Source organism: Pseudomonas tremae (assembly GCF_001401155.1).
In the GTDB taxonomy this organism is placed as follows: domain Bacteria; phylum Pseudomonadota; class Gammaproteobacteria; order Pseudomonadales; family Pseudomonadaceae; genus Aquipseudomonas; species Aquipseudomonas tremae.
This window is the reverse complement of the sequence record NZ_LJRO01000492.1, coordinates 55,085-76,363: the sequence shown is the minus strand read 5'-3', so window position 1 is coordinate 76,363 and position 21,279 is coordinate 55,085. Positions and strand designations below refer to the sequence as shown.

The 21,279-nt window shown below is 54.8% G+C and carries 9 protein-coding genes and 5 pseudogenes; 5 read left to right on the top strand and 9 right to left on the bottom strand.

The window, feature by feature from the left end; all coding sequences use genetic code 11:
- Positions 1-328, bottom strand: a 328-nt coding sequence (locus ALO43_RS29765; protein WP_157062372.1) for an MFS transporter, incomplete at its 3' end; no start/stop codon positions are given.
- A gap of 45 nt (positions 329-373) precedes the next feature.
- Positions 374-1,012, bottom strand: a complete 639-nt coding sequence (locus ALO43_RS27375) for an N-acyl amino acid synthase FeeM domain-containing protein (protein ID WP_024670662.1) — start codon at positions 1,010-1,012, stop codon at positions 374-376.
- Positions 1,013-1,347: 335 nt separating this feature from the next.
- Here ALO43_RS27375 and ALO43_RS27370 point away from each other — a divergent pair.
- Positions 1,348-1,821: pseudogene (locus ALO43_RS27370) on the top strand (IS3 family transposase); the annotation flags it as partial.
- Positions 1,822-2,101: 280 nt separating this feature from the next.
- Here ALO43_RS27370 and ALO43_RS32310 read toward each other — a convergent pair.
- The 4 genes and pseudogenes from ALO43_RS32310 to ALO43_RS27355 all read right to left on the bottom strand — a co-directional run bounded on the left by ALO43_RS32310 (position 2,102) and on the right by ALO43_RS27355 (position 5,773).
- Positions 2,102-2,881: a methyl-accepting chemotaxis protein gene (locus ALO43_RS32310; RefSeq protein WP_394364801.1), complete on the bottom strand. Its 780-nt coding sequence runs from the start codon at positions 2,879-2,881 to the stop codon at positions 2,102-2,104.
- 78 nt (positions 2,882-2,959) lie between these two features.
- A pseudogene (locus ALO43_RS32305) lies at positions 2,960-4,036 on the bottom strand (methyl-accepting chemotaxis protein); the annotation flags it as partial.
- 701 nt (positions 4,037-4,737) lie between these two features.
- Positions 4,738-5,501 (bottom strand): annotated as a pseudogene (locus ALO43_RS27360) (SIR2 family NAD-dependent protein deacylase).
- A complete protein-coding gene (locus tag ALO43_RS27355) occupies positions 5,498-5,773 on the bottom strand; it encodes a BPSL0761 family protein (protein ID WP_024419913.1) in 276 nt (91 codons plus the stop codon). The pseudogene ALO43_RS27360 and the gene ALO43_RS27355 overlap by 4 nt, the downstream one beginning before the upstream one ends.
- 452 nt (positions 5,774-6,225) lie before the next feature.
- Between ALO43_RS27355 and ALO43_RS27350 the strand changes: the two genes are divergently transcribed.
- Genes ALO43_RS27350 through ALO43_RS27340 form a run of 3 tightly spaced genes read left to right on the top strand, consistent with a single transcriptional unit; the run spans position 6,226 to position 18,185 of the window.
- Positions 6,226-7,929 carry a ShlB/FhaC/HecB family hemolysin secretion/activation protein gene (locus tag ALO43_RS27350; RefSeq protein ID WP_147461990.1) on the top strand — a complete coding sequence of 568 codons (1,704 nt, stop codon included), beginning with the start codon at positions 6,226-6,228 and terminating at the stop codon, positions 7,927-7,929.
- A gap of 24 nt (positions 7,930-7,953) precedes the next feature.
- Positions 7,954-17,793, top strand: coding sequence for a two-partner secretion domain-containing protein (locus ALO43_RS31920; protein ID WP_083492274.1), 9,840 nt, complete (start codon positions 7,954-7,956; stop codon positions 17,791-17,793).
- 2 nt (positions 17,794-17,795) lie between these two features.
- The gene (locus ALO43_RS27340) at positions 17,796-18,185 is read left to right on the top strand and encodes a hypothetical protein (RefSeq protein ID WP_054998437.1); all 390 of its coding nucleotides are present in this window, start codon (positions 17,796-17,798) and stop codon (positions 18,183-18,185) included.
- 60 nt (positions 18,186-18,245) lie between these two features.
- On the opposite strand, the pseudogene ALO43_RS29760 reads toward ALO43_RS27340, so the two are convergent.
- Positions 18,246-18,449 (bottom strand): annotated as a pseudogene (locus ALO43_RS29760) (IS630 family transposase); the annotation flags it as partial.
- Between the two features lie 487 nt (positions 18,450-18,936).
- Between ALO43_RS29760 and ALO43_RS30555 the strand changes: the two are divergent.
- Entirely contained in the window at positions 18,937-19,755 is an 819-nt protein-coding gene (locus ALO43_RS30555) for a TniQ family protein (protein WP_147461991.1), read from the top strand.
- Between the two features lie 27 nt (positions 19,756-19,782).
- Here ALO43_RS30555 and ALO43_RS31725 read toward each other — a convergent pair whose 3' ends face one another.
- Complete coding sequence (locus tag ALO43_RS31725) at positions 19,783-20,736, bottom strand: TnsD family Tn7-like transposition protein (protein WP_234778969.1); 954 nt, start codon at positions 20,734-20,736, stop codon at positions 19,783-19,785.
- Between the two features lie 51 nt (positions 20,737-20,787).
- Positions 20,788-21,255: pseudogene (locus tag ALO43_RS32295) on the bottom strand (TniQ family protein); the annotation flags it as partial.
- Positions 21,256-21,279: the final 24 nt, after the last annotated feature.

Below are 21,279 nucleotides of genomic sequence, written 5' to 3'. Positions count from 1 at the left end.
TCGTGTAGCCTATACCCTGAGCGAAGCGCACTGACACCAACTGAAAAATCCCTTCAACTTCATTTGTGATGAGATATGCAAACGCCGTCGTCACGAGCCCAAAAACAATCAGTATTTTCTTTTTTTTATATTCTAGCAGGCGGGAAATGTAAACTCTAAAAAATATCGGAGCAAGCCAAAAAGCTCCGCTAACAATTCCAATCCTGGCTTGGGTCAAGCCTGAATCCTCCAAAGATCTTGATAACAAAGGGATGGTGCAGCCGATACTGCCCAAAAGCAGGAACGTTGCTATGTTCGGCAGCCACACCCTAACACCCGAGTAATCCATTTTTCAGCCCTGTATTGGCTTCGGCAACCGCAATATATATTGAGTTCACCAAGAAATTGAGGCGACTTGCTTCCAAGAGTCGATATCAGCTCGAGTCGGCACCATCCAAGGTTTGCGTTGTTGGAGCTTTCCGATTCCTGATTTTGGATAGCCAGTCAGAAGACTGTAGTCAACTTGAAGGATGCGATCAGTCCGAACTTCTTCAGAAACAGCCATGCCTAAGAATTTTTGATAGAAGCCAGCATGATCAGCACGCACTTCCCCGGTGATAAAATCAATATTGTCAATGGCTTGTATGGCCATTGCTGCCTTAAGAAGTGCGCAGGCAGCAATTGGGAAATTTCCACCCTCCGTGATGGCGAATCTATTGAACTCCAGAATGTTTGGGCTGGAATTCGAGAGGCATTGGTCTATATGATCTTTCCAGAGCTCATAGCTCAACAGCCTATCAATCGTATCCCTGTTCGCTCGAATGATCCGCATCGTGCCAATCGGCTCATTCTTTTGGAATGCAATGAGCGAGTCCACCCAAGGATTTTCGTCAGTAGCATCGAACCCCATGCGCTTGCCATTGTTGCTCCACTCATATTTTGCGTATGCATTGATTCTCAACTCATGGACAGCTTGCTTGTCTTGATGTGATTCAGAGAGCCGTACGGTTATGCCAGAGAACATGTTTTTCATAAATTTCGATTGAACATTCGTTGTGGACGTTGTAAGCCGGAACCCCAGGTGTTTCCATCACCCTATCTTGAGGGTTGGCAAGGATTCATGTAAAAAACAGCCAACCCGACTAGGGGCTCGCGCTACTGGAGTTGCGCGCGCTGGTTCAGACTCGGTGTGCCCACTAGAATAAGCCCCATGTGAACCCGCTCTGTTGATACCCAACTAACGTATACTGGCCTGCAGGACAACTGAGTGGCAACTGGGCAAGAAAAAGTTCCATCTTGATGGAGCAGCGTGCAGTACACACCTCGACCGCTCAAAAACCTGCCCAAAGCAGGGCCAGAACCATGGACCCAGAACAGGTCTGGGTTGCAGACATAACCTACCTGCCTACGCAGGAAAGCGTGGCCCACGTGAGCCTTGTGACAGATGCGTACTCACGCAAGATCGTTGGCCATTACGTGCATGAAAGCCTGCTTACCCAATCGGTGATAAAGGCACTGGAAAAAGCGGTAGGAGAGCGAAAAACCGATCAGATGCTGATTCATCATTCAGATCGCGGCGCCCAGTACTGTTCCGATCTCTATCAGCAGCTGCATACCAGGCATGGAATCCGGGGCTCGATGACGGATGGCTATGACTGCTATCAGAACGCTATGGCCGAGCGAGTAAACGGGATTTTGAAGACCGAGTTTCTACTCCATCGGCCTAAAGACTTGGCAGATGCAGTGAAAATGGTTGATGAATCAGCGCAGATCTACAATGGGGAGCGGCCACACTCATCCCTGAAATACAAAACGCCCGATGCGGTGCATCGGGCATTTTGAGCGTGAAACAGGTGTAAACCTATTTCAGGACTAGACATTCCTTAAGGTTTGCTCGTCTGGGAATCTTTTTGCTTTCTTCCAGCCTTCCCGGGGCAGGCAAAGCCTTTGTCTCTATATCGTGTGAGCGGATCTGCCCGAGATCGACCTGGGCGAGTATTGCCGCCGCAAAGGCCTTTATCCCGAGCAGATCGAGTATGAGTGCTTAAGAGCAGTTGCCGGTTGCGGGAAAGTCCTTCTTCCCGCTTGCTCGCCAGGCAACTACGCTAAGCACGCTTGCGTTTTACGTCTTGAAGTGTGAAGTCATTTTTTGCAAATCTTGCCCCAGGGACGCCAGCTCAATCGTCGCCGTTGCGCTTTGCTCGCTCGCTATCGCGGACTGATCTGCCACATCACGAACACTGAGAATGCTGCGATTGATTTCTTCAGCCACGGCACTTTGTTGCTCTGCGGCAGTTGATATTTGCAGGCTCATTTCCTGAATCGTGCCTATGGAGTGGTTGATTTGGGTGATTGCCTGCTCGGCCTTTTGCGCCAGTTCAACAGTGCCCAATGTGCGTTCGCGGCTGGATACCATCAGTGTGGCGGCGGCTTGCGTACCTTGCTGCAAGGCAAGGATCAGCGTTTCGATTTCCTTGGTGGAGTCTTGCGTACGCTGAGCAAGTGAACGCACTTCGTCTGCGACCACCGCAAACCCACGACCCTGCTCGCCTGCACGCGCAGCTTCGATGGCCGCGTTCAACGCCAGCAAGTTGGTTTGCTCGGCAACCGCCTTGATCACGTCAATGACTTTGCCAATCTTCTCACTGTCCTGAGTCAATACACTCATGGCGCCACCCAGTTCTTCGATTGCCTGGGAGAGCTCGCTGATTTGCGTCGTGGCCTGCCTGACCACTGCGCCGCCATGACGGGCCTGCTCTTCGGCCAGGGTTGCAGCAGCTGACGCATCGGTGGTGTTACGCGCCACCTCCTGAACCGTGGATGCCATCTCATGCATCGCGGTGGCCACCTGATCCACTTCGATTTTTTGCTGACGAACGCCTGCGCTTGTCTGCTCGCTCATGGCTGACAGCTTTTCAGCGGACATCGAGATCCGGGTCACACCGCCGCCGATGCCATGCACCAGCGTATTCAGGTTTTGCGCCATGTCCTGCATGGCATTTTGAAGGTCGCCCAGCTCATCGCGACGCGTCGACTTGGCCAGCGCTGTGAGGTCGCCTTTGGCGATACGGCGAGCCAGCTCGACGGTGAGCGCGAGCGGTGAGGTTATCTGGCGGGAGATCACGACAGAGGCAAACAGCCCCACCAACAACGCGACCAGCGTCAAAATAGCCACCTGGATAAAAGCACTGCGCTGATCGGCCCGCGCCAGTTGCTGCTGGGCGTCCATCAAGCCAGTGATGATTTTATCCATGACGTCGCTTTCCTGATCCACTTGCTGTCGCAGATTCTGCTTTTGATCAAATAGGGCCGAGACTTGAACTAGCACGTCGCGGTACTGACGCATGCCGACATACGTGTCTTCCAACTGGGAAGACAGTGCAGCGGGCAAGCTGGTGCGGGCTTTGGTGATGTCGCTCAGGAACGCGTCGGTGGTGTCCAACAGCAACTTTTTGTTGGTAACGTCTGGAACTGCGATGTATCGGCGCAACACAAGACGAAACATCGTCATACCATTTCGCAAGTCGGCCACCGTACGCAGTTCGGCTATGCGCTCGGTCCCAGGTTGCTCAAGCGCACTGGCGGTGGTGGTTTCAAGCAGTTGAGTGAAGGTGCTGACGAATTTGTCGGACAACGCCCCTAACGGTTTCAGCGCACCGCTGGTGGATTTGTCTGTGTCAACGAGACGATTGACCTTTTGATCGTAGGAAGCAGTACTGGCTTGCAACTGCGTCAGCGCTTGCTGATTCTCCTTACTGGTCAGTAACAGCAACGCCTTGGAGATGAACGCTTGCATCGCACTGAGCTGCGTACGGTAAACCTCAAGAGCCGCTTGGTCGGCGGACGCTTCGTACTGTTTCTCTGAAAGGCGCATGTCCTGCGCCGCATCGTTGAGCGTACCGATCAAGCGTGTAGTGTCCAAACGATCAACGAGGATGTTGTTACTGGTGTAACCGACGAAAGCAACGGCCAACACTGCCAGCAACAAAAAGCCAAAGCCGATCCCCAGCTTTCGTGAAACCTTGATATTGCCTAGAAATCTCGCTGCAACTGCCATTTTCAGCCTCTAACGCCACCACGCCATTGATCCGTGAGGCACAAAAATAAATTCTGGCAACCACGGTTGCCTTCAAGGGTCAGGTCTCGTCATCCAAGTCGAGGTTCAGGGTCAGCTCCAACTTAACCTAGCTTAACGAAGCATCTTTGGGGGCTGATGCGCCAAATTGAGCGCGTTCGGTGCACACCGAAACAGAGCTGTGCCTAGGTCATGCGCTGGGGGAGTGAGGTACGATTTAACGTGTCTACCATAGACATCGGCTAGGGACGCCATGAACTTTAATGAAAGTTGTACGTGTTTTATTTCTGTACATTTTTTTGAGGTTTTCGACCAATTTAGGAGGCGTTTTGCCAGAACCTCCAGCGACTTTCCTTTGGTCAGCTTCTGAGAATACCTGTTATCGCTGATGCAGAATTGACCCATCTGCCAACTTGGCGTTGCCCCACAAATATTCAGCCCAAAGTCAGACCTGCTAACGCTTTACGAAGTAGAAGCTTGGGTCAGCGGAATTTCGGCAGCTGCCAATGCTGATACATAGCTACCGGCGGAAAATATGCGAATATACCCAAGCAAACTCGGGAGGGTTTGGAGGATGCATACAGCCGACTGCTGTTCGAATCCAAAGGGTCGCCTAAGCCGCGAGCGCCCGCAAAGTAGGTGCTATGAAAGGACTCACACATCTTGCTGAGCTGCTGCCATCGTTATATTGAGGTTGTCGCCTGCAATAGCGCAGGCAACATTTGCGCGGCCGAGCCCGTCAGCATCAACTCGTTTGGGGCTCCCAGGCAAACGTCTGCGATGTTGACGTGGATAACTGTCGCGCCAGATGCCAATGCAATTTCAGGAATATCCGCCGCAGGCCTTACGAATCCTGACGTTCCCACGGAGATCAGAACGTCGCAATTTTTGACGTCGACCATTGCTACTTTCCAAGCACCAGCAGGCAGGTCCTCTCCAAACCACACAACACCCGGTCGGAGTTTACCGTTACACCGAGTGCACCGGGGCGGCTCGACACATTGTTCTTCTGCAGAAACCTGAAATTGATCAGTCGTGAGTAACGCCGGACGCTTGCACGCACAAAGCAGATCGGCTTGATCAAGCTGCCATGCAAATGCACGACGTTCTGAGACCCCGCTCGCTCGTGCAGGTCATCAATATTTTGAGTGATGATCGAAACCTTTTTGCCGGTGCTCGCCAGTTGACTAATAGAAAGATGAGCGGCGTTTGGTTGGGCCTGGCCAGCTTGGAAACGCCGCCACAGATACCACCCCCAAACCATTTGAGGGTTCTCTCGAAAAGCACGTGCCGTTTCCAACCTTTCGGGGTCGTGTTTCGCCCAAACGCCTGTGAGCTTGTCGCGAAATGTTGGAATTCCACTTTCCGCAGAGATGCCGGCGCCGGTGAAAAATACAACCTTTCGAGCGGCCGCCAAGGATTCGATGGCCCTATCCAAGTCGTTCATTTCGGGCTTTGGGCGTCTGCTGCGTCGCAGATTGGGGAGTAATCGCTGTTCTCGATGGAAGAGCTGAACACTGGCCCCATTGGCGATATTAAAGGGTCTGAACCTTCTTCAATACGTCCCGCCAGCAGCATCTGGAACTGATCTGGATAGTGACGTAGGAGAAATTTGGCATCACGTCGTATCCGTTCGGGCAGCGATGAATCTCGGGACAGTTCAAGCAGAAACTTACCAGTTTGGATGACTGCCCGCGTGCGTTCATTTGGCATGGTCATGGCGATCCCCTCAGAGTTGTCTCGCAGCAGTGCTTGATTACTAATGCTCAACACTGTCTTCAGTTTAGCTCTTACGAGCTGAGTTAAGGGCGAAGGAGGGATCGTTTTCCCTCAGATCCGTGATGGCAACGAAAGGCCTTGAAGCTTCCATATGCTCAAGCGACCGGTCGGGGTCGCGGCGGTTAACACCGGGACTGTCTGATCGAGCGGTCCATTAACTCTTTACATACCGCAGCGTGGCCAGAAGTGTGCGATTCACCAGGAACTGCATAAGTAATCAGAAATCAGCGCCAAAATAGAAATTGATGGGAATTTTCTGATATCTATGTAGTCTGTTTTACGATATTTACACGTGATGCCAATTTGCCGCTATCTGGCATGGCACTGAACGTCGTATTGACTAGTCTCGAACAGGCGTACCTCTCGCCACTAGCGCTTCTAATGGAATATTTATGCTTGCCTTTAAAAGGACATGGCTGGGTTTGTGTGCGCTGCTCTTGGCCACAGGAGCGTTGACGCCTGTTCAGGCTGCAACCCCCGGCGAACAGGACCTCATACGTGATCGCCAGGACCGCTTGCTCGAAGAGCAGCGCCGTCGCCTGGAAGAGCTAAAGGACCTGCCCGGCAATCAGACCACGCCGACAACACCCGCCACGCCCGCCGACACCCGCTGCTTCACTATCAATCGCATCGAACTCAAAGGCGCGGATTCCTTGTCGCCCGCTGAGCGTGATGCACTGATCAAGCCGTTTCAGGGCAAATGCTTGGGCGTGGCCCAGCTCAATGAACTGCTGAAGGCCATCACCGACCACTACATCGACAAAGGTCTGGTGACCACTCGGGCCTATCTGCCGCAGCAGGATCTGTCCAAGGGCGACCTGCAGGTGCTGGTCATCGAAGGCAAACTAGAGAATCTGCGCAGTGACGCTGCCAGCGGCCTCTCGGATCGCGAACTGGCCATGGCCTTTCCGGGTAAAGAGGGCGAGTTACTCAATCTGCGGGAAATCGAGCAGATGGTTGATCAGCTCAACCGCCTGCCGTCCAATCAGGCGCAAATGGAGCTGACTCCGGGCCAGGCTGTTGGCGGTAGCGATGTCGTGGTCAAAAATACCCCGCAGAAGCCTTGGCGTGCCAACCTCTCGCGCAATAACGACGGCCAGCGCAGTACCGGCGAACAGCAGTGGAACGTCGGTCTGGACTGGGACAGTCCATTAGGCCTTGCAGACCAGCTGAGCCTGCGCGGCGGTCATGATGCGGTCAGCGACCACCAGCAAGCTTCGCACAACGGCCTTCTGTCATACAGCCTGCCGTGGGGGTGGTGGACTTTCAGCTATCTGTATAGCGAAACCGAATATCGCTCCCAGGCCGAAGCCGATGGTTTCAAGTTCAACCAGGATGGCGACAGCCAGAACCATCAGTTTCGTGCCGAGCGCGTGATCCACCGCGATTCGGTCAGCAAGACCTCGCTTAACGCCGGTCTCGCGTACCTGCGCACCAACAACTACGTCGAGGACAGCAAGCTGGCCTTGAGCAGCAACCGCATCACCGAAGCACAATTCGGCATCAACCACGGCCGACGAGTCGGGTCTGCATTCGTCAACATTGACCTGGGCATGCAGCAGGGCATCGGCTTACTGGATGCTCAAGGCAACCACGATCCGGGGCCGGGCGAGGCCGATGCGCGCTATCGCAAATACACCGGCACCATCAGCTACCTGCATCCGTTTCAGTTGTGGGGCGAAAATCTGGCCTTCACCAGCCTGGCTACCGGACAACGCAGCGAGGACGTGCTGTTCAGTCCGCAACGTCTGAGCCTCGGCGGTTCGTCATCGGTGCGCGGTTACAAGGACGAGTTTCTGTCCGGCGACAGTGGCGGTTACTGGCGCAATGAAATACGTCTGACGCGTCCGGTAGCGCTCGACTGGCTGCGCCCGGTATTCAATGAATACGGCGCCGCTGCTGGCTACGATCAGGGTGTTATCCGCAATGATCGTTATAACGGCCAAAACCATGGTCGGTTGTCCAGTAACTCATTTGAATTGTTTACCCGCGGCCAGCACGTCGCTGCGTCCGTCACCTTTGCCCATTCCCTGGAACGTCCCGACGTGATCGAGCGCGAAGCGCCGATCTACTTCCGTATGGACTTTTTCCTTTAATAACGCTGCTCCGAGGTCGCCCACATGGACGCTCATCAACTGGCTCTGCTGGCACGTCAGCCCTCTGCTGCAGTAGCCGAGCGCACGCGATTTCTGGGCATTCCCAAGCGCCTGCTGGCGTTGCTGCTGGCCAACGTCATGTTCTGGCAGCCGATCTGGGCGCAGGCCGACGGGATAGCAGTCAGCGGTACCACCAATACGTCCGTAGGCCAGGCAGGCAACGGTGTGCCGGTCATCAACATTGCCGCTCCCAACGCGGCAGGGCTTTCGCATAACCAGTACCAGCAGTACAACGTCGACAGCAAGGGTGTGATTCTCAACAACGCCACCAATGCCATACAAGCCACACAGCTGGGCGGCAATATCCTTGGCAATAATCAGTTAGGCGGGCGCGCCGCAAGCACCATCCTCAACGAAGTGACCGGCGCCAACGCCAGCCAGTTGAATGGGTACACCGAGGTGGCCGGGCAGGCAGCCCGCGTGATCATTGCCAACCCTTATGGCGTCACCTGCAGCGGCTGCGGCTTTATCAACACGCCTCGTGTCACCCTCAGCACTGGCAAGCCGGTACTCGATGCGAATGGCAAACTCGACCATTTTGCCGTGGACGGCGGCAGCGTCACGATTGATGGCAAAGGCCTGGATGCAAGCGCAGTCGACCAATTCGATTTGATCACCCGTTCTGCGAAGATCAACGCCGATATCTACGCAAAACAACTCAACATCGTCACCGGTGCCAACGACGTCAACGCCGACACGCTGGCGACCACACAGCGTGCTGCCAATGCCGCCGACAAGCCGCAACTGGCCATTGATTCTTCTGCGCTTGGCGGTATGTACGCCAACGCGATCAAGCTGGTCGGCACCGAACAGGGTGTCGGCGTAAAGACGGCAGGCAATATGGCTGCCAGTGGCGGCGATATTCAGATAGACGCCAACGGTCACCTGAACATGGCGCAGGCCTCGGCGCAGGGTGCGCTGAACGTCAATGCACCTAGCGTCGAAATGACCGGCAAAACCTATGCGAGCAGCGTTAACGTGCGCACCGCCGGCGAGCTGGTCAACCAGCAAAGCCTGGCGGCACGTGAGCGGGTCGAGATCCACGCGGGCAAAGTCACTAACGCGGGGACCATCGCTTCGGGCATCGAAGCCGACAACAGCCGCAACGCGAGCGGTGACGTCACAATCAACGCGCCGGTGGTCGTCAACACCGGCAGCATCGAAGCCAGTCGCGCACTGACTATCAATGCGGCTCAGACCCTCAACAACCAGAGCGTGGTGCAAGGCGGCGCGGTCAACCTGACCAGCGGCCAGATCATTAATCAGGGATTGGCGGCACGTCTCGTCGGTGAACAGTCGCTGTTCATCTCGACCCCGGCCATCGTCAACCTGTCCGGCGTGATTCGTTTTGCTACCGGGCAGGCGGCCAGCCTGCAACTCGACAGCCTCGATAACCGCGAAGGCCTGATTCAGGCAACGGGCGGCAGCCTGGCGATCAGCGCGGGCGCACTGGACAACAGTGCCGGTCAGATCGACGCCGGTAGCCTTAGGGTTGCGTCCACCACGCTCAACAACCGCTCCGGCTTGTTGTCAGCTCGTACGGGCGATGCACGTGTGACGGCGCGCAACACGCTGGATAACACCGGCGGCACCGTTCAGGCGCAGAACCTGTTGAGCGTCACCGGTGGCAATGTTCTTAACCAGAGCGGCAGCCTGCTGGGGACGAGCATCAACGTGACTGCGCCGGGCGCGCAAATCGACAATCGTAGCGGCCTGATTCAGGCATCTGGCGGCAGCCTGACGATCAGTGCGGATGCACTGGATAACAGTGCGGGTCAGATCGATGGCAATAGCCTTACCGTTGCGTCCACTTCGCTCAATAATCGCTCCGGCCTGCTGTCGGCCCGTGCGAGCGATGCACGGGTTACGGCGACCGGCATACTGGATAACACCGGCGGCACCGTTCAGGCGCAGAACCTGCTGAGCGTCACCGGTGGCAATGTCCTAAACCAGAGCGGCCGCCTGCTGGCCGTCACCGGCAATCTCGACCTTAACGCGACAGGCTTGGATAACCGCAGCGGCAGCGTGCTGGGGGCCGGCGTCAACGTAAGCGCGCCCGGTGCGCAGATCGATAACCGTGGCGGCAAAATCGTCGGTGACCGCATCGACCTGAACGCCGCCGGTCTCGACAACCGCGAGCAAGGCCTGCTGGCAGCCGGCACGCAGGGCATGGCCCTGAGCTTTGCCCCGACGGCGAGCCAGGCTCAGTTGCTTAACAGCGGCGGCCAGATTCAGAGCGACGGCGGCCTGCTGCTCAGCGGCGCATGGCTGGACAACAGCGCCGGTACGTTGCTTGGCCAGAACGTGCTGATCGATGCACCACGGCTGATCAACGACAACAACGGCGCAGTGGTCAGCAATGGCGGCGACGTGACTCTGAAAGTCAGCAACCTGCTGAGCAACATGACCGGCATCATCGATGCGGGCAGCAGCCTGGTCACGATCAGCGGTTCGTCTGACCTCAACAACCAGGGCGGCAGCATTCGTGGCAAACAGCTGAGCCTGCAAGCAACCACCCTACGCAACGGCCAGCAAGGCCAACTGGTCGCGGGCACCGGCGGGCTGATCTACACCGGCGGCGCGCTGGATAACAACGGCGGTACGCTGCTCAGCAGTGGCGGCACCACGCGACTGGAATTGGGCAGCGGCACCGTCAGCAACGTCGGCGGTACGATTCAGGGCGACACGGTAAACATCACCGCCGGTTCGCTGGACACCAGCAGCGATGGCAGCAAGGCTGGCATGATCTCCAGTCTGGTCGACAGCCTGACCTTGAACGTGGGCTCGGTAACCAGCAATGCGGGCAAACTCTTCGCCAAGACCTCACTGGTATCGACTGGCACCACGCTGTCGAACACCAACGGCGCCCAGCTCAGCGGCGACAGCGTTAACCTCACCGCCAACAACCTGATCAACAGCGGCGGCTTGATCGAATCGAATACCACGCTGAATCTGCAAGGTGGTTCGCTGAACAACACCTCGGGGCAACTGCGCGCCTTGGGCAACGTGGTCAACAACAATGCGGGCATCAACAACACAGGCACCGGCGCACTGCGCGCCCTGACCACCGACACCAGCACTTTCGATTTCGCTGGCAGCATCATCAACCAGAGCGGCCGTATCGAAGTCGGCAACACCGACTTCGCCCTCAAGGCCGATGCGCTGGACAATCGCGCAGGCAGCATCGAGCACGCTAACACCGGCCTGCTGACACTGGACTTCAATCGCGTCTCCGGGGCGGGCGGCAGCATTACCGCACTGGGCAGCGGGGACTGGAATTTCGGCGCTGTCGACGGGCTGGGCAAGGTGCAGCTCAACAATGCACTGATCTACACCAGCGACTCACTGGCGCTGCTGGCCGGTGATCGGCTGGCCAGCGGCAGCGGCCTGACCCTCAACCTGCGCAACCTCGACAACGGCGGCGAACTGCTCAGCGATGGCGACCTGATGCTTAACCTGAGCGGCGATCTGACCAACAGCGGCCGCCTGTCTGCGCAAAAACTGCTGACCATTACCGCCAAAAACGTCAGCCAGAACGGTGGCCGCATTGGCGCGGGCAGCGACACGCGCCTGAAACTCAGCGGCACCCTCGACAACCTCGGCTACCTGACCGCTCGCCAGAACCTGCGCATCGACGCGGCACAGATCGACAACCGCGGCACATTGGGCGCACAGGGCGCCGTTAACCCCAATGCCAGCAACGCCATCACCAACAGCGCTGATTCATTGCTGTTCAGCGGCGGCGCCATGGCCTTGCGCACCGGCACGTTTAGCAACCTGTACGGCGACGTCTACAGTCGTGGTGATTTGAGCGTGGCCAATCTGGACGGCAGCGCCGCACAACGCTTCAGCAACCTGTCCGGCACGGTGGAAAGCGAAGGCGCAATCACCATCAATGCCACCGCTGTGGAAAACGCCAAGGCCGAGTTCGAGCTGGGCCAGAAAATCGTCAGCGGCAGCCTGAACTGGCAGTGCGGCCAGCATTGCGACGGGCATGACTCGTTCAAGCGCGGCGCTATTACGATTGAGCAGACGCTGCTCGAAACCGCCGTCAAGGATTCCCCGTCGGCCCGACTGGTGGCAGGCAAGGACCTGACCATTCAGGCTGACAACGTACAGAACCGTTACAGCCTGCTGGCCGCCAATGGCAATCTGAGCATCACTGCCAACGACTTGCTCAACCAGGGCGCCTCAGAGCGCACCGGGCAGAACAGCATCTCGATCGGCACACCGGGTCGGATCGACACCGACTACTGGGACCAGATGGAGTTTGTCGACATCCCGGCCTTCAAAGCCGCTGTGGCTGCTGGCAACTTTGACTTGGCACGTTTTGAGCTGCTCAAGTCACGCTCCTCTGACAGCCGCTTTGAAGAGCAAAGCAACGTCACTGTCTGGACAGACAGCACGCAGCCCAAATACGCCGCCACGCTTCAGGCGGGTGGTACGGTCAACCTGAACGTCGCCCGCACTGTGCAAAACGGCTCGCTGCGCGCCAACAATACCCCGGAAATACTCACCGGAAAGCTGGGTGAGGATCAGACCGGCATCAAGGTCGGTGGCATCGACATCACCATCAACAAGCAGGCCACCGACGCGAGCACTGCGACCGTGACGTCGGTCAAGCCCGTCCAGCGTGTCGCCGCCGATGGCAGCGTGCAGACGGTCTTCACCCCGGTGGACTACAGCGGCATTCCGTTCGCCGCCGTGGACCCAACCGCAGGCGCAACCTTTCAGTTGCCGAAGGGCGATTACGGGCTGTTCATTCGCAATCCTGACCCGACCAGTAATTACCTGATAGAAACCAACCCGAACCTGACCAATCTGTCGCAGTTCCTCGGTTCCGATTACATCCTCAGTCGCCTCAACATCAATCCCGACAGCAACTGGCGTCGTCTGGGTGACGGCCTGTACGAACAGCGCCTGATACGCGACGCAGTACTGGCACAAACAGGACAGCGCTTCCTCGCCGACGGCCTCACCAGCGATTACGACCAGTACCGCTACCTGATGGACAACGCGCTGGCCAGCAAAAGCGCCCTGGACCTCAGCCTCGGCGTCGCGCTGAACGCCGAACAGGTCAGCGCCCTGACCCACGACATCGTGTGGATGGAAAACCGTGTCGTCGACGGCCAGAAAGTCCTTGTGCCGGTGCTGTACCTGGCACAGGCAGACTCACGCAACTTGCGCGGCAGCAGCCTGATCCAGGGCCGCGACCTGAACCTGATCTCGGGCGGCGACCTGATCAACGTAGGTACCCTGCGCGCCAGTAACAACCTCAACGTCAGCAGCGGCGGCAGTATCTATAAGGGCGGCCTGGTCGACGCCGGTAACAACCTGCAGATGATCGCGCAGGACAGCATGCGCAACGCGATGGCCGGCGAGATTCGTGGCGGGCAGGTCAGCCTAACCGCCGTCAAAGGCGACATCCTCAACGACCGCACCGCCATCCAGGTGCGTGACGGCGCGGGTATGCGCACCGTAACCGACGCGGGCAGCACCATCACCGCCCGTGAAAACCTCGCCCTCAACGCCGGTCGCGATATCACCAATTACGGGGCGATGAGTGCCAAGGGCGACCTGTCGCTCAAGGCCGGTAACGACATCAACCTGCTGGCCAAAACCGGCAGCAGCGAAAAGCACGAACTGTTTGATGGCGGGCACAAGTCGGTCATCACCACGGATGTGAAAAACCTGGGTTCAACTGTTACAGCGGGCGGCGACCTTGGGATTGATGCGGGGCGGGATATTAATGTTCTGGCCAGTCAGGCTTCTGCCGGCAAGGACCTGAACGTTCAGGCTGCACGTGATCTGTATGTGGCTTCGGCCGGTGACGTGCACAACATCGATGGCAAAGACAAAGACGGCAAGAAGCGCATCGCGACCTCCAATGGCCAGACGACGCAGGTGGCGAGCGAGCTAACCGCCGCGAATGACTTCACAAGTCTGACTGGCCGCGATACGACGATGGTCGCAAGTAAGATCACCGCAGGAAATGAAGCGTATCTGTATGCCAATAATGATCTGAATCTAGAAACGGCTGATAACGCCAAGTCCTCTTTCTACTCCGAAACCAAGAAAGGTTCCTGGGGTAAAAAGAGCGCGAGAATGACGGAAAGCGAAAGCGTCCAAGCGGTGTCATCGATCATTCAGTCGCAAGGTAAAAATACAGTTGTAGCCGTGAATGACATCAATCTTGACGGCTCCACCATCAACAGCGACAAAGGCGCGCTGACCGTACTGGCGGGCAACGATGTCAATCTGAGTGCAGCTCGGAATACCGAGTCCAGCACGTCTGCGAAGTCAAAGTCGGGCGGGTTTGGCTTTTCCAGCACCAGCAAAATGAGTAACGACTCGGCGACCACAACCTCGCTGACCGGCTCGACTCTCAGCGGAAACACGACACTGGTGCAGGCCGGTCGTGATGTTGTCGCCTATGGCAGCAATATTGTTTCGACAGACGAAACCAATGTGCAGGCGCGCAACGATGTCCGTATCGAAAGCGCTGCCGAGACATTCAACGCCCAACACAGCCAATCAACGAAAAAGTCAGGGTTGATGGGCACTGGCGGAATCGGCGTCACACTGGGCTCCTCGAAAAATAGTTATAAGCAAGAGACCGAGAGCCAGACGCAAAAAGGCAGCACGGTAGGCAGTGTGCTGGGCAACGTGAATGTCATCGCCGGTAAAGACCTTACCGTGAAGGCATCGGACGTTGTCGCAGGAAAAGACATCAAGCTTATCGGGCAAAACGTCAGCATTGTGGATGCTGCGAACGACGCTACCACTCGCTCAGCCCAGGAAAGCAAAAAGAGCGGTCTGACGCTCGCACTGTCCGGTGTAGTAGGGGAAGCGGTAAACACTACGATACAGACCGCCAAAGATGCGAAGCATGAAGACGACACTCGTCTGTCGGCGCTTCAGGGCGTCAAGGCAGGACTGTCTGGATACCAGGCCTGGCAGGGCGCACAGGCGCTTGAATCAGGTGCACAAGCTGGCAGCTTCGTGGGGATCGCACTTTCTCTGGGAACTCAAAAATCCAGTTCCAGCCAGTTGGAAGAACAAAGCGTCAGCCAAGGCAGCAACCTCACCGCTGGTAACGATATCAGCGTCATTGCAACCGGAACCGGTCAGGCAAACGCTGCGGACGGCGATCTTTCTGTGCGGGGCAGCAAACTTCAGGCAGGTAACAACTTGTTGTTGTCGGCTGCCAGAGACATTGACCTGCGCTCAGGCGTCAATACCCAAAGGCTGGACGGCTCAAACAAGAGCGGCGGTGGCGCGGTAGGTGCCAGCCTTGGGGTCGGTTCCAGTGGCGCAGGCCTCAGTATCTTCGCTAATGCCAACTCGGGCACCGGCAAAGAAAAGGGGGATGGCACGGTATGGACTGAAACCAGCGTTAATGCCGGTAACCAGCTGACGATGAACAGTGGCCGCGACACCACGCTCGAAGGCGCCCAAGTCAGCGCTCAGAAAATCGTCGCCGACATCCAACGTAATCTGACCGTCAGCAGCCAGCAGGACACCGACCGCTATGACACCAAGCAGTCCAACGTCAGTGGCGGAGGAAGCTTTACCTTCGGCTCCATGACGGGAAGCGGCTCGCTTAGCGTCAGCCAGAGCAAGATCCAATCCAACTTTGACAGCGTGAAGGAGCAAACGGGTCTGTTTGCTGGCAAGGACGGTTATCAGATCAACGTGGGAGAACATACCCAACTCAACGGCGGCGTTATCGGCAGTACGGCCAGCGCCGACAAAAACACGCTGAATACGGGCACGCTGGGCTGGATGAACATCGGCAATAAAGCCAACTTCTCCAGCCAGTCCCAAAGTGTCAGCGGCGGCACGGGAGGGGACGTCGGCTCGCAGTTCATGGGTAACATGGGCAGCCTGTTGCTGGTCGGCTCCAACAACAAAGGCAAAGACAGCAGCACAACCTACGCCGCTGTTTCTGATGGCGAACTGACTGTCCGCGATCAGGACAAACAACAGCAGGACGTTACTGCGCTGAGCCGTGATGTCGAGCACGCCAATAACGCGTTGAGCCCTATTTTCGACAAGGAAAAAGAGCAGACGCGACTGCGTCAGGCGCAGTTGATTGGTGATATTGCCAATCAGTCCATGGACATCATTCGTACTCAAGGAACCATCGAAGCCGCGAAAGCAGCCCAGGCTGAACTGAAAGACAAAAACATGCCGGGGGCTGACCCGAACGCTTCATACAAAGACCGTCAGGCCTACGTAGAGGCATTACAGGGCACGAATGCCTACAAGAAAACCATGGCGACCTACGGAACAGGTAGCGATTTGCAAAGAGCCGCTCAGGCCGCTACTGCAGCCATTCAGGGACTGGCGGCGGGAAATCTTGGTCAGGCTGCGGTAGGTGCTTCAGCACCTTACATTGCTGGCGTTATCAAAGAGAGCACGGGCGATAATCTTGAAGCCAGAATCATGGCCCATGCGTTGCTTGGCGCCGTGTTGGCCAAGTCTCAACAGAACTCTGCTGTAGCCGGTGCTGCCGGAGCAAGCATTGGCGAACTGGTCGCCAGCCAGCTTTATCCCGGGAAGTCTGCGGACCAACTGACTGAAGCTGAAAAGCAGAAAGTATCCGCACTCTCGACCCTGGCAGGCGGCTTGGTCGGAGGCTTGGCTGGAGGCGACTCAGCGGATGCGCTTGCGGGTGCAGGAGCGGCGAAAAACGCAGTCGAGAACAACCAGCTAAGAGGCGCAGAAGACCTCACGCTGTTGATGAAACAACGTCAGTTTGCGGAGTCGTGCAGCGGGGTATCGTCCTCAAGCTGCGACAAGCTGTCGAAAGATATCGACGAGCTATTGGTGAAAGCGAACTCGGTACTCAAAGAAACCGAGGCCGTTGCAGATGACTTTCTGAAGACACCCGCTTCGACCACTGAACCAGGCCAACTGGTCAAGTGTGCGACATCCGGCAACGGTGTGTGCGTTGTCTCCAGCAATACCATTAAAACCAACCTGGGGCAGGAGTGGGCGCTGGAGCCTGCCAGCTACGAGCAATCAGAGATCTACAACGCGAAGTCAGCCACTGAACTGGCGACGGCCGAAGCGACCCTCCCAAAAACCTCGAAAGAGCTTTTCGCTGAGGGCTGCGGAGGAATAGGCCTGGCCGGAATAGGGTGTCAGCTGTACATGGCGGGTGGGGGGGCGAACCCGGTTTCAGGCGATCAGGCAACGTCTTCTGAGCGGGTCATGTATGGGGCTCAGGCGCTGCTTAATGGTTTAGGGCTGTTTGGTGCGGTGTATGATGGTGCAGCGGTTGGTGCAAAAGCGACAGCAGGTGCTTCTGTTGATGGCGCAGGCGGTATTGTTGTTGCGCCTAAAACGATCCCATATGAACCAAAGGGCTCGGTTGTTTTACAAGGTGACGCCCCTGTATGCGGACCAGCCTGCGCAGCAATGACAATTACTGACAAAACGGGTGCGGCTATTAGCCTTGACAATGCAATTGGAAGCTTTGTAAACGGGGTCAGGCCGACCGGCGTTAACACTCTGGAATTATCAGATGTGATATCTAAGGCGGGAGTTAAAAATACTGTAAACACTACAATGCTACCTGAGCAGTTAAACAAAGCACTGCAAGAAGGAGCGAGTGTTATCGTTCAGGTTCCCGCTGGCCAAGGAAAACACTTCATTATTGTTGATAGTGTTAAGTCTATTGATGGCGTAAGTTACTATATGACACGAGACCCGTATGTCGGGCCAAGAGGTGTTCAGCAAGGGTTGTTAGATGGCGCAATGTCAACAGGCGTTAATGCCATTGTGATAGGGAAGTGATAATGAATATCGGCGATATTGTTGAGCTAGATGGCTGGCTGGTTATTATTGATTATAAGCTTTTCCTCATCCCAGAGAACTATTCAGAAAGTTATGAAGATGGTGAAAAAATTGAGATATCTAGCCCTGAAATAATGTTTTCTGTGATGGATGAAATCCTTCCCTTGGCCGGAGGAAAGAGCTTTATATTTCATAAGTCTAAGGTTTCAGGGGTCTTGATAGAGCTTTCGCCGATGAAGATTAAGCCAACAGCTTTATCTGTAGAGGAGAGAGGGCGTGGTTTTATTCCTATAGATGTTGAGGGTGCTGTTGAAAAACATAAAGCTCGGTACGAGGATTTCCTCAAGAAGAGACAGAATGTTAAGTCCGGTGACTGGCTAGATTACTTGTAGGTCCAAAAGCTACTGTCTCTAAAAATCCCAATGCAACTAGTGTGCTGTTTTCGAAATAATTTACTTATTGACTGCGGTTTCAAGTGCTTCACGCCCCCGTTGAATTTTGTTCAAAATCTCCTCTCCCTTTGCATTCCAAACGTATCGGGTCGGCTGAGCATTACGTAACGCCATGAACGCTGTAATGGAGCTCTCCAGCTCGCGAACCGAGGCAAAACTGCCGTAGCGAAGATACACCGTGATGTCTCGAAAGAAGCGTTCAAGCTGGATAGATCGCTGACCAGCCGGGCATCAGCGCTGGAATCACTCTCGTAACCTTAACGGTATGACCTTGGCGAACCCCGGGGAAAGCGGCGCGCTCATACCATCGAAGCCGTCTAGATCGATGTCGCACCCGGTTAAGTTGAGTGGCGAGCCTGGCCATTCGCGTTGATCGAAGGTAGGTCATTTCACTGGTAGCCTACTGCTAAGGCTTAGAGGCCGATGTCAATAGCTCAGTGTTGACGCTGACGCCCAATTGACCCATGCGCTGACTCAAGAATGCCCTCCTCCAGATCTGCACCAAATTAGAAAAAAATTTCTTCGCGAAGAGCAAACTGGGTCAGTGACGTCTCGGCAACGACATCGCCGCCAACAGGTTGATAGCGGATGGTCGTCAACGTCCATTGTCTCGAAGCTATTGATCCAAGATCAAACAACTTGCGAGAATACACTCTCAGCAGCTTTCGAAAACCCAAACTAAGGCCCACTCGTGATATACAACCCGTTACCTGGTGAATATGTAGCATCAGCTATCAAAAGAGGCAATGAATCTATCTGTACCAATACTTTCAGCAAAGAGGACTATGTAATAAAAAATATACCTAAAAAAGAACGCAGCCAACATAGTGATGACATCATATTTCCTAAGCTATTCATCGATCATGGTGTCACACGGGAAGTCCTTTACCACAATACTCTGTTCCCTCTTACGATAGCTCTAGGTAGAAATTTGACTAAAACTATGTTCACTCCCATTTATTCTTGGAAAATATGCCTCGATTGTGTAGCTGAAAATGTGAAAATCTTCGGCACAGCTTACATTCATTGCAGCCACTTGTTAGCCTCAGTGCGTGTGTGCAGCGTGCACGGATCTAAACTTTTTGACAGATGTCCTACTTGCTTAAAAAAAGTAACATCACATAAAATTGGTAAATTTATAAAATGCTGTAACTCTTATCAATTATCACCTAGAGAGATAGGATCAATGAAGCATAGCTATTCCGTATTCACTAGCGAGCTTCTTAAATACGACGGTAGACACTTCGAAACCTATGACGTAAACAAAGCAATAAATATTAAATTGGAACTAATGGGGCTTCTAAAAGATGATGGCAATTATGATTTACTGGTAGAGCGTATGAACAACCAGCTAGAATTAAGTTTCACTTCGGAGTCATTCTATCAGCCAAGTACCGACGTCTGTGCTGCTAGCGGGTTTCTGGCCTACCAAACGACCGATGCATATTTAAACTCCCTCAACGACAAGTCTGTTTGGATATCGATGTTGGAAGAACTACGGAAACAATAGTGCCCGTAACTTACACTTATACACCATTCATAGAACCATTATTTTTCTGATTTCGTCATCGGAAACACGCCGCACCCGGATTCCGGCGACACGCAAAACCATACTGATCCCATAACACCTAGTTCGGCTACATTGGCCGATAGCCCATCTAATTTTTCGCACTTGATAATCATGCTCCGTCTCAATCAGACCTTTAATAACTTTCATACTTACTGGAAAATTAACGGGCCGACGCATGAAATCAAAGTGGTGATGTATGCTCCTGACCAAAGCCGACTTCGTGAGCTTGACTGGTTTTCCCTGTAAAGACATAATTTTACGATGTGCGTTCACAAGATCTTCTGAAAGAATAATATCCCGTGCTTTCCAGCCCACTCGCGGTTTACGAATCCAACGTCGCTGATGAGTATTCAAATAGTTTTTAAGCCATTCCCGATCATTGTGATATAGCCAATAATATCCGGGCTTATCGTGACATCTCTCATGGCGGTCGCTGACAAACAGCCGACGCCGCACGGCAATTTCCTGATCGGAGACTGCTGTCTTTCTAGCTAAAGTAGGAGAAGTGCTTGGTGCACTTTTGTGAGGAGGTTCCGGCTCATACGCCCTCAAATCATCGAGCGTCACACCCAATAACCAGCATAAAAAGTAAAAATGGAATGGCTGAACCGTTTGCCCACGAGGACGCAGAAGCCGTAGAACCCAGTCACTATCGCCAATCAACGTTAGATAATCATTTTCCTGCGGAGCATCACGAAACCTACGTCTTACATGAGCCTTGATTGCCTTTTCAATTAACCGATCCTTTTTGAGCATCCCTAGTGCTAAGAGCCTCGATTTTAGGAACCCCTCATGCACCAAATCGGCTACATGTGACGAGTGGCTAAGTCCCCAAAACTGCATTTCCGCAATGTTTGTAGCAACTCGAAGTCCATATGTACTCAATACTGGCGTGCTGAGGCACTCACCAGGTAAAAGCATACAACGCCAGTCCGTTTTATTAGGAAAAAGTACAGAGCGGAGCGCGCTTCCATGATGTGGGCAAGCACAGACTCCGGCGGCCATGTGTATGCGATGCCAAAAGGGCACCCCAAAGTCTAGGATGTCATCTTGTATACATGCCTCGCAGTACCGGAAAGACGCATGCTTTAGCAGACCAGAGGCAGTAATCCCTAGGCTCATTTTAAGTCCGGTACCTACCCCCCCCTCCATGCACCGAACCGCTGACTCGTATGAAGCATCCTGAAGAAAGGGTTTATAGAGCGGCAGCAACGTTTGAGCTTCGACGAGCTCTTGGACGGAGTATAGACCTCCTAATCGCGCCGATAGATGGCCAAGGCAGCACGGTAGAGTGGAACCACACGTCCGTGAATATACCCCGAACAGATCCAAGCTGGTTTGACGATAGCTGTCATTGACCATGGTTCGGTGGTAGCGCACTGCGACGCTGTAGAGCGACTCATCCGGCAATGGTTGGGGGAAAACTAACAAACGCTCCATCTCTTTGCCCCCGGATTAAGAGGT

Excerpts from the sequence above, each read along its gene's own strand:
- ALO43_RS27375 (WP_024670662.1), bottom strand. The coding sequence starts at position 1,012 with ATGAAAAACATGTTCTCTGGCATAACCGTACGGCTCTCTGAATCACAT.
- ALO43_RS32310 (WP_394364801.1), bottom strand. The coding sequence starts at position 2,881 with ATGAGCGAGCAGACAAGCGCAGGCGTTCGTCAGCAAAAAATCGAAGTG.
- ALO43_RS27355 (WP_024419913.1), bottom strand. The coding sequence starts at position 5,773 with ATGACCATGCCAAATGAACGCACGCGGGCAGTCATCCAAACTGGTAAG.
- ALO43_RS27350 (WP_147461990.1), top strand. The coding sequence starts at position 6,226 with ATGCTTGCCTTTAAAAGGACATGGCTGGGTTTGTGTGCGCTGCTCTTG.
- ALO43_RS31920 (WP_083492274.1), top strand. The coding sequence starts at position 7,954 with ATGGACGCTCATCAACTGGCTCTGCTGGCACGTCAGCCCTCTGCTGCA.
- ALO43_RS27340 (WP_054998437.1), top strand. The coding sequence starts at position 17,796 with ATGAATATCGGCGATATTGTTGAGCTAGATGGCTGGCTGGTTATTATT.
- ALO43_RS31725 (WP_234778969.1), bottom strand. The coding sequence starts at position 20,736 with ATGCTTTTACCTGGTGAGTGCCTCAGCACGCCAGTATTGAGTACATAT.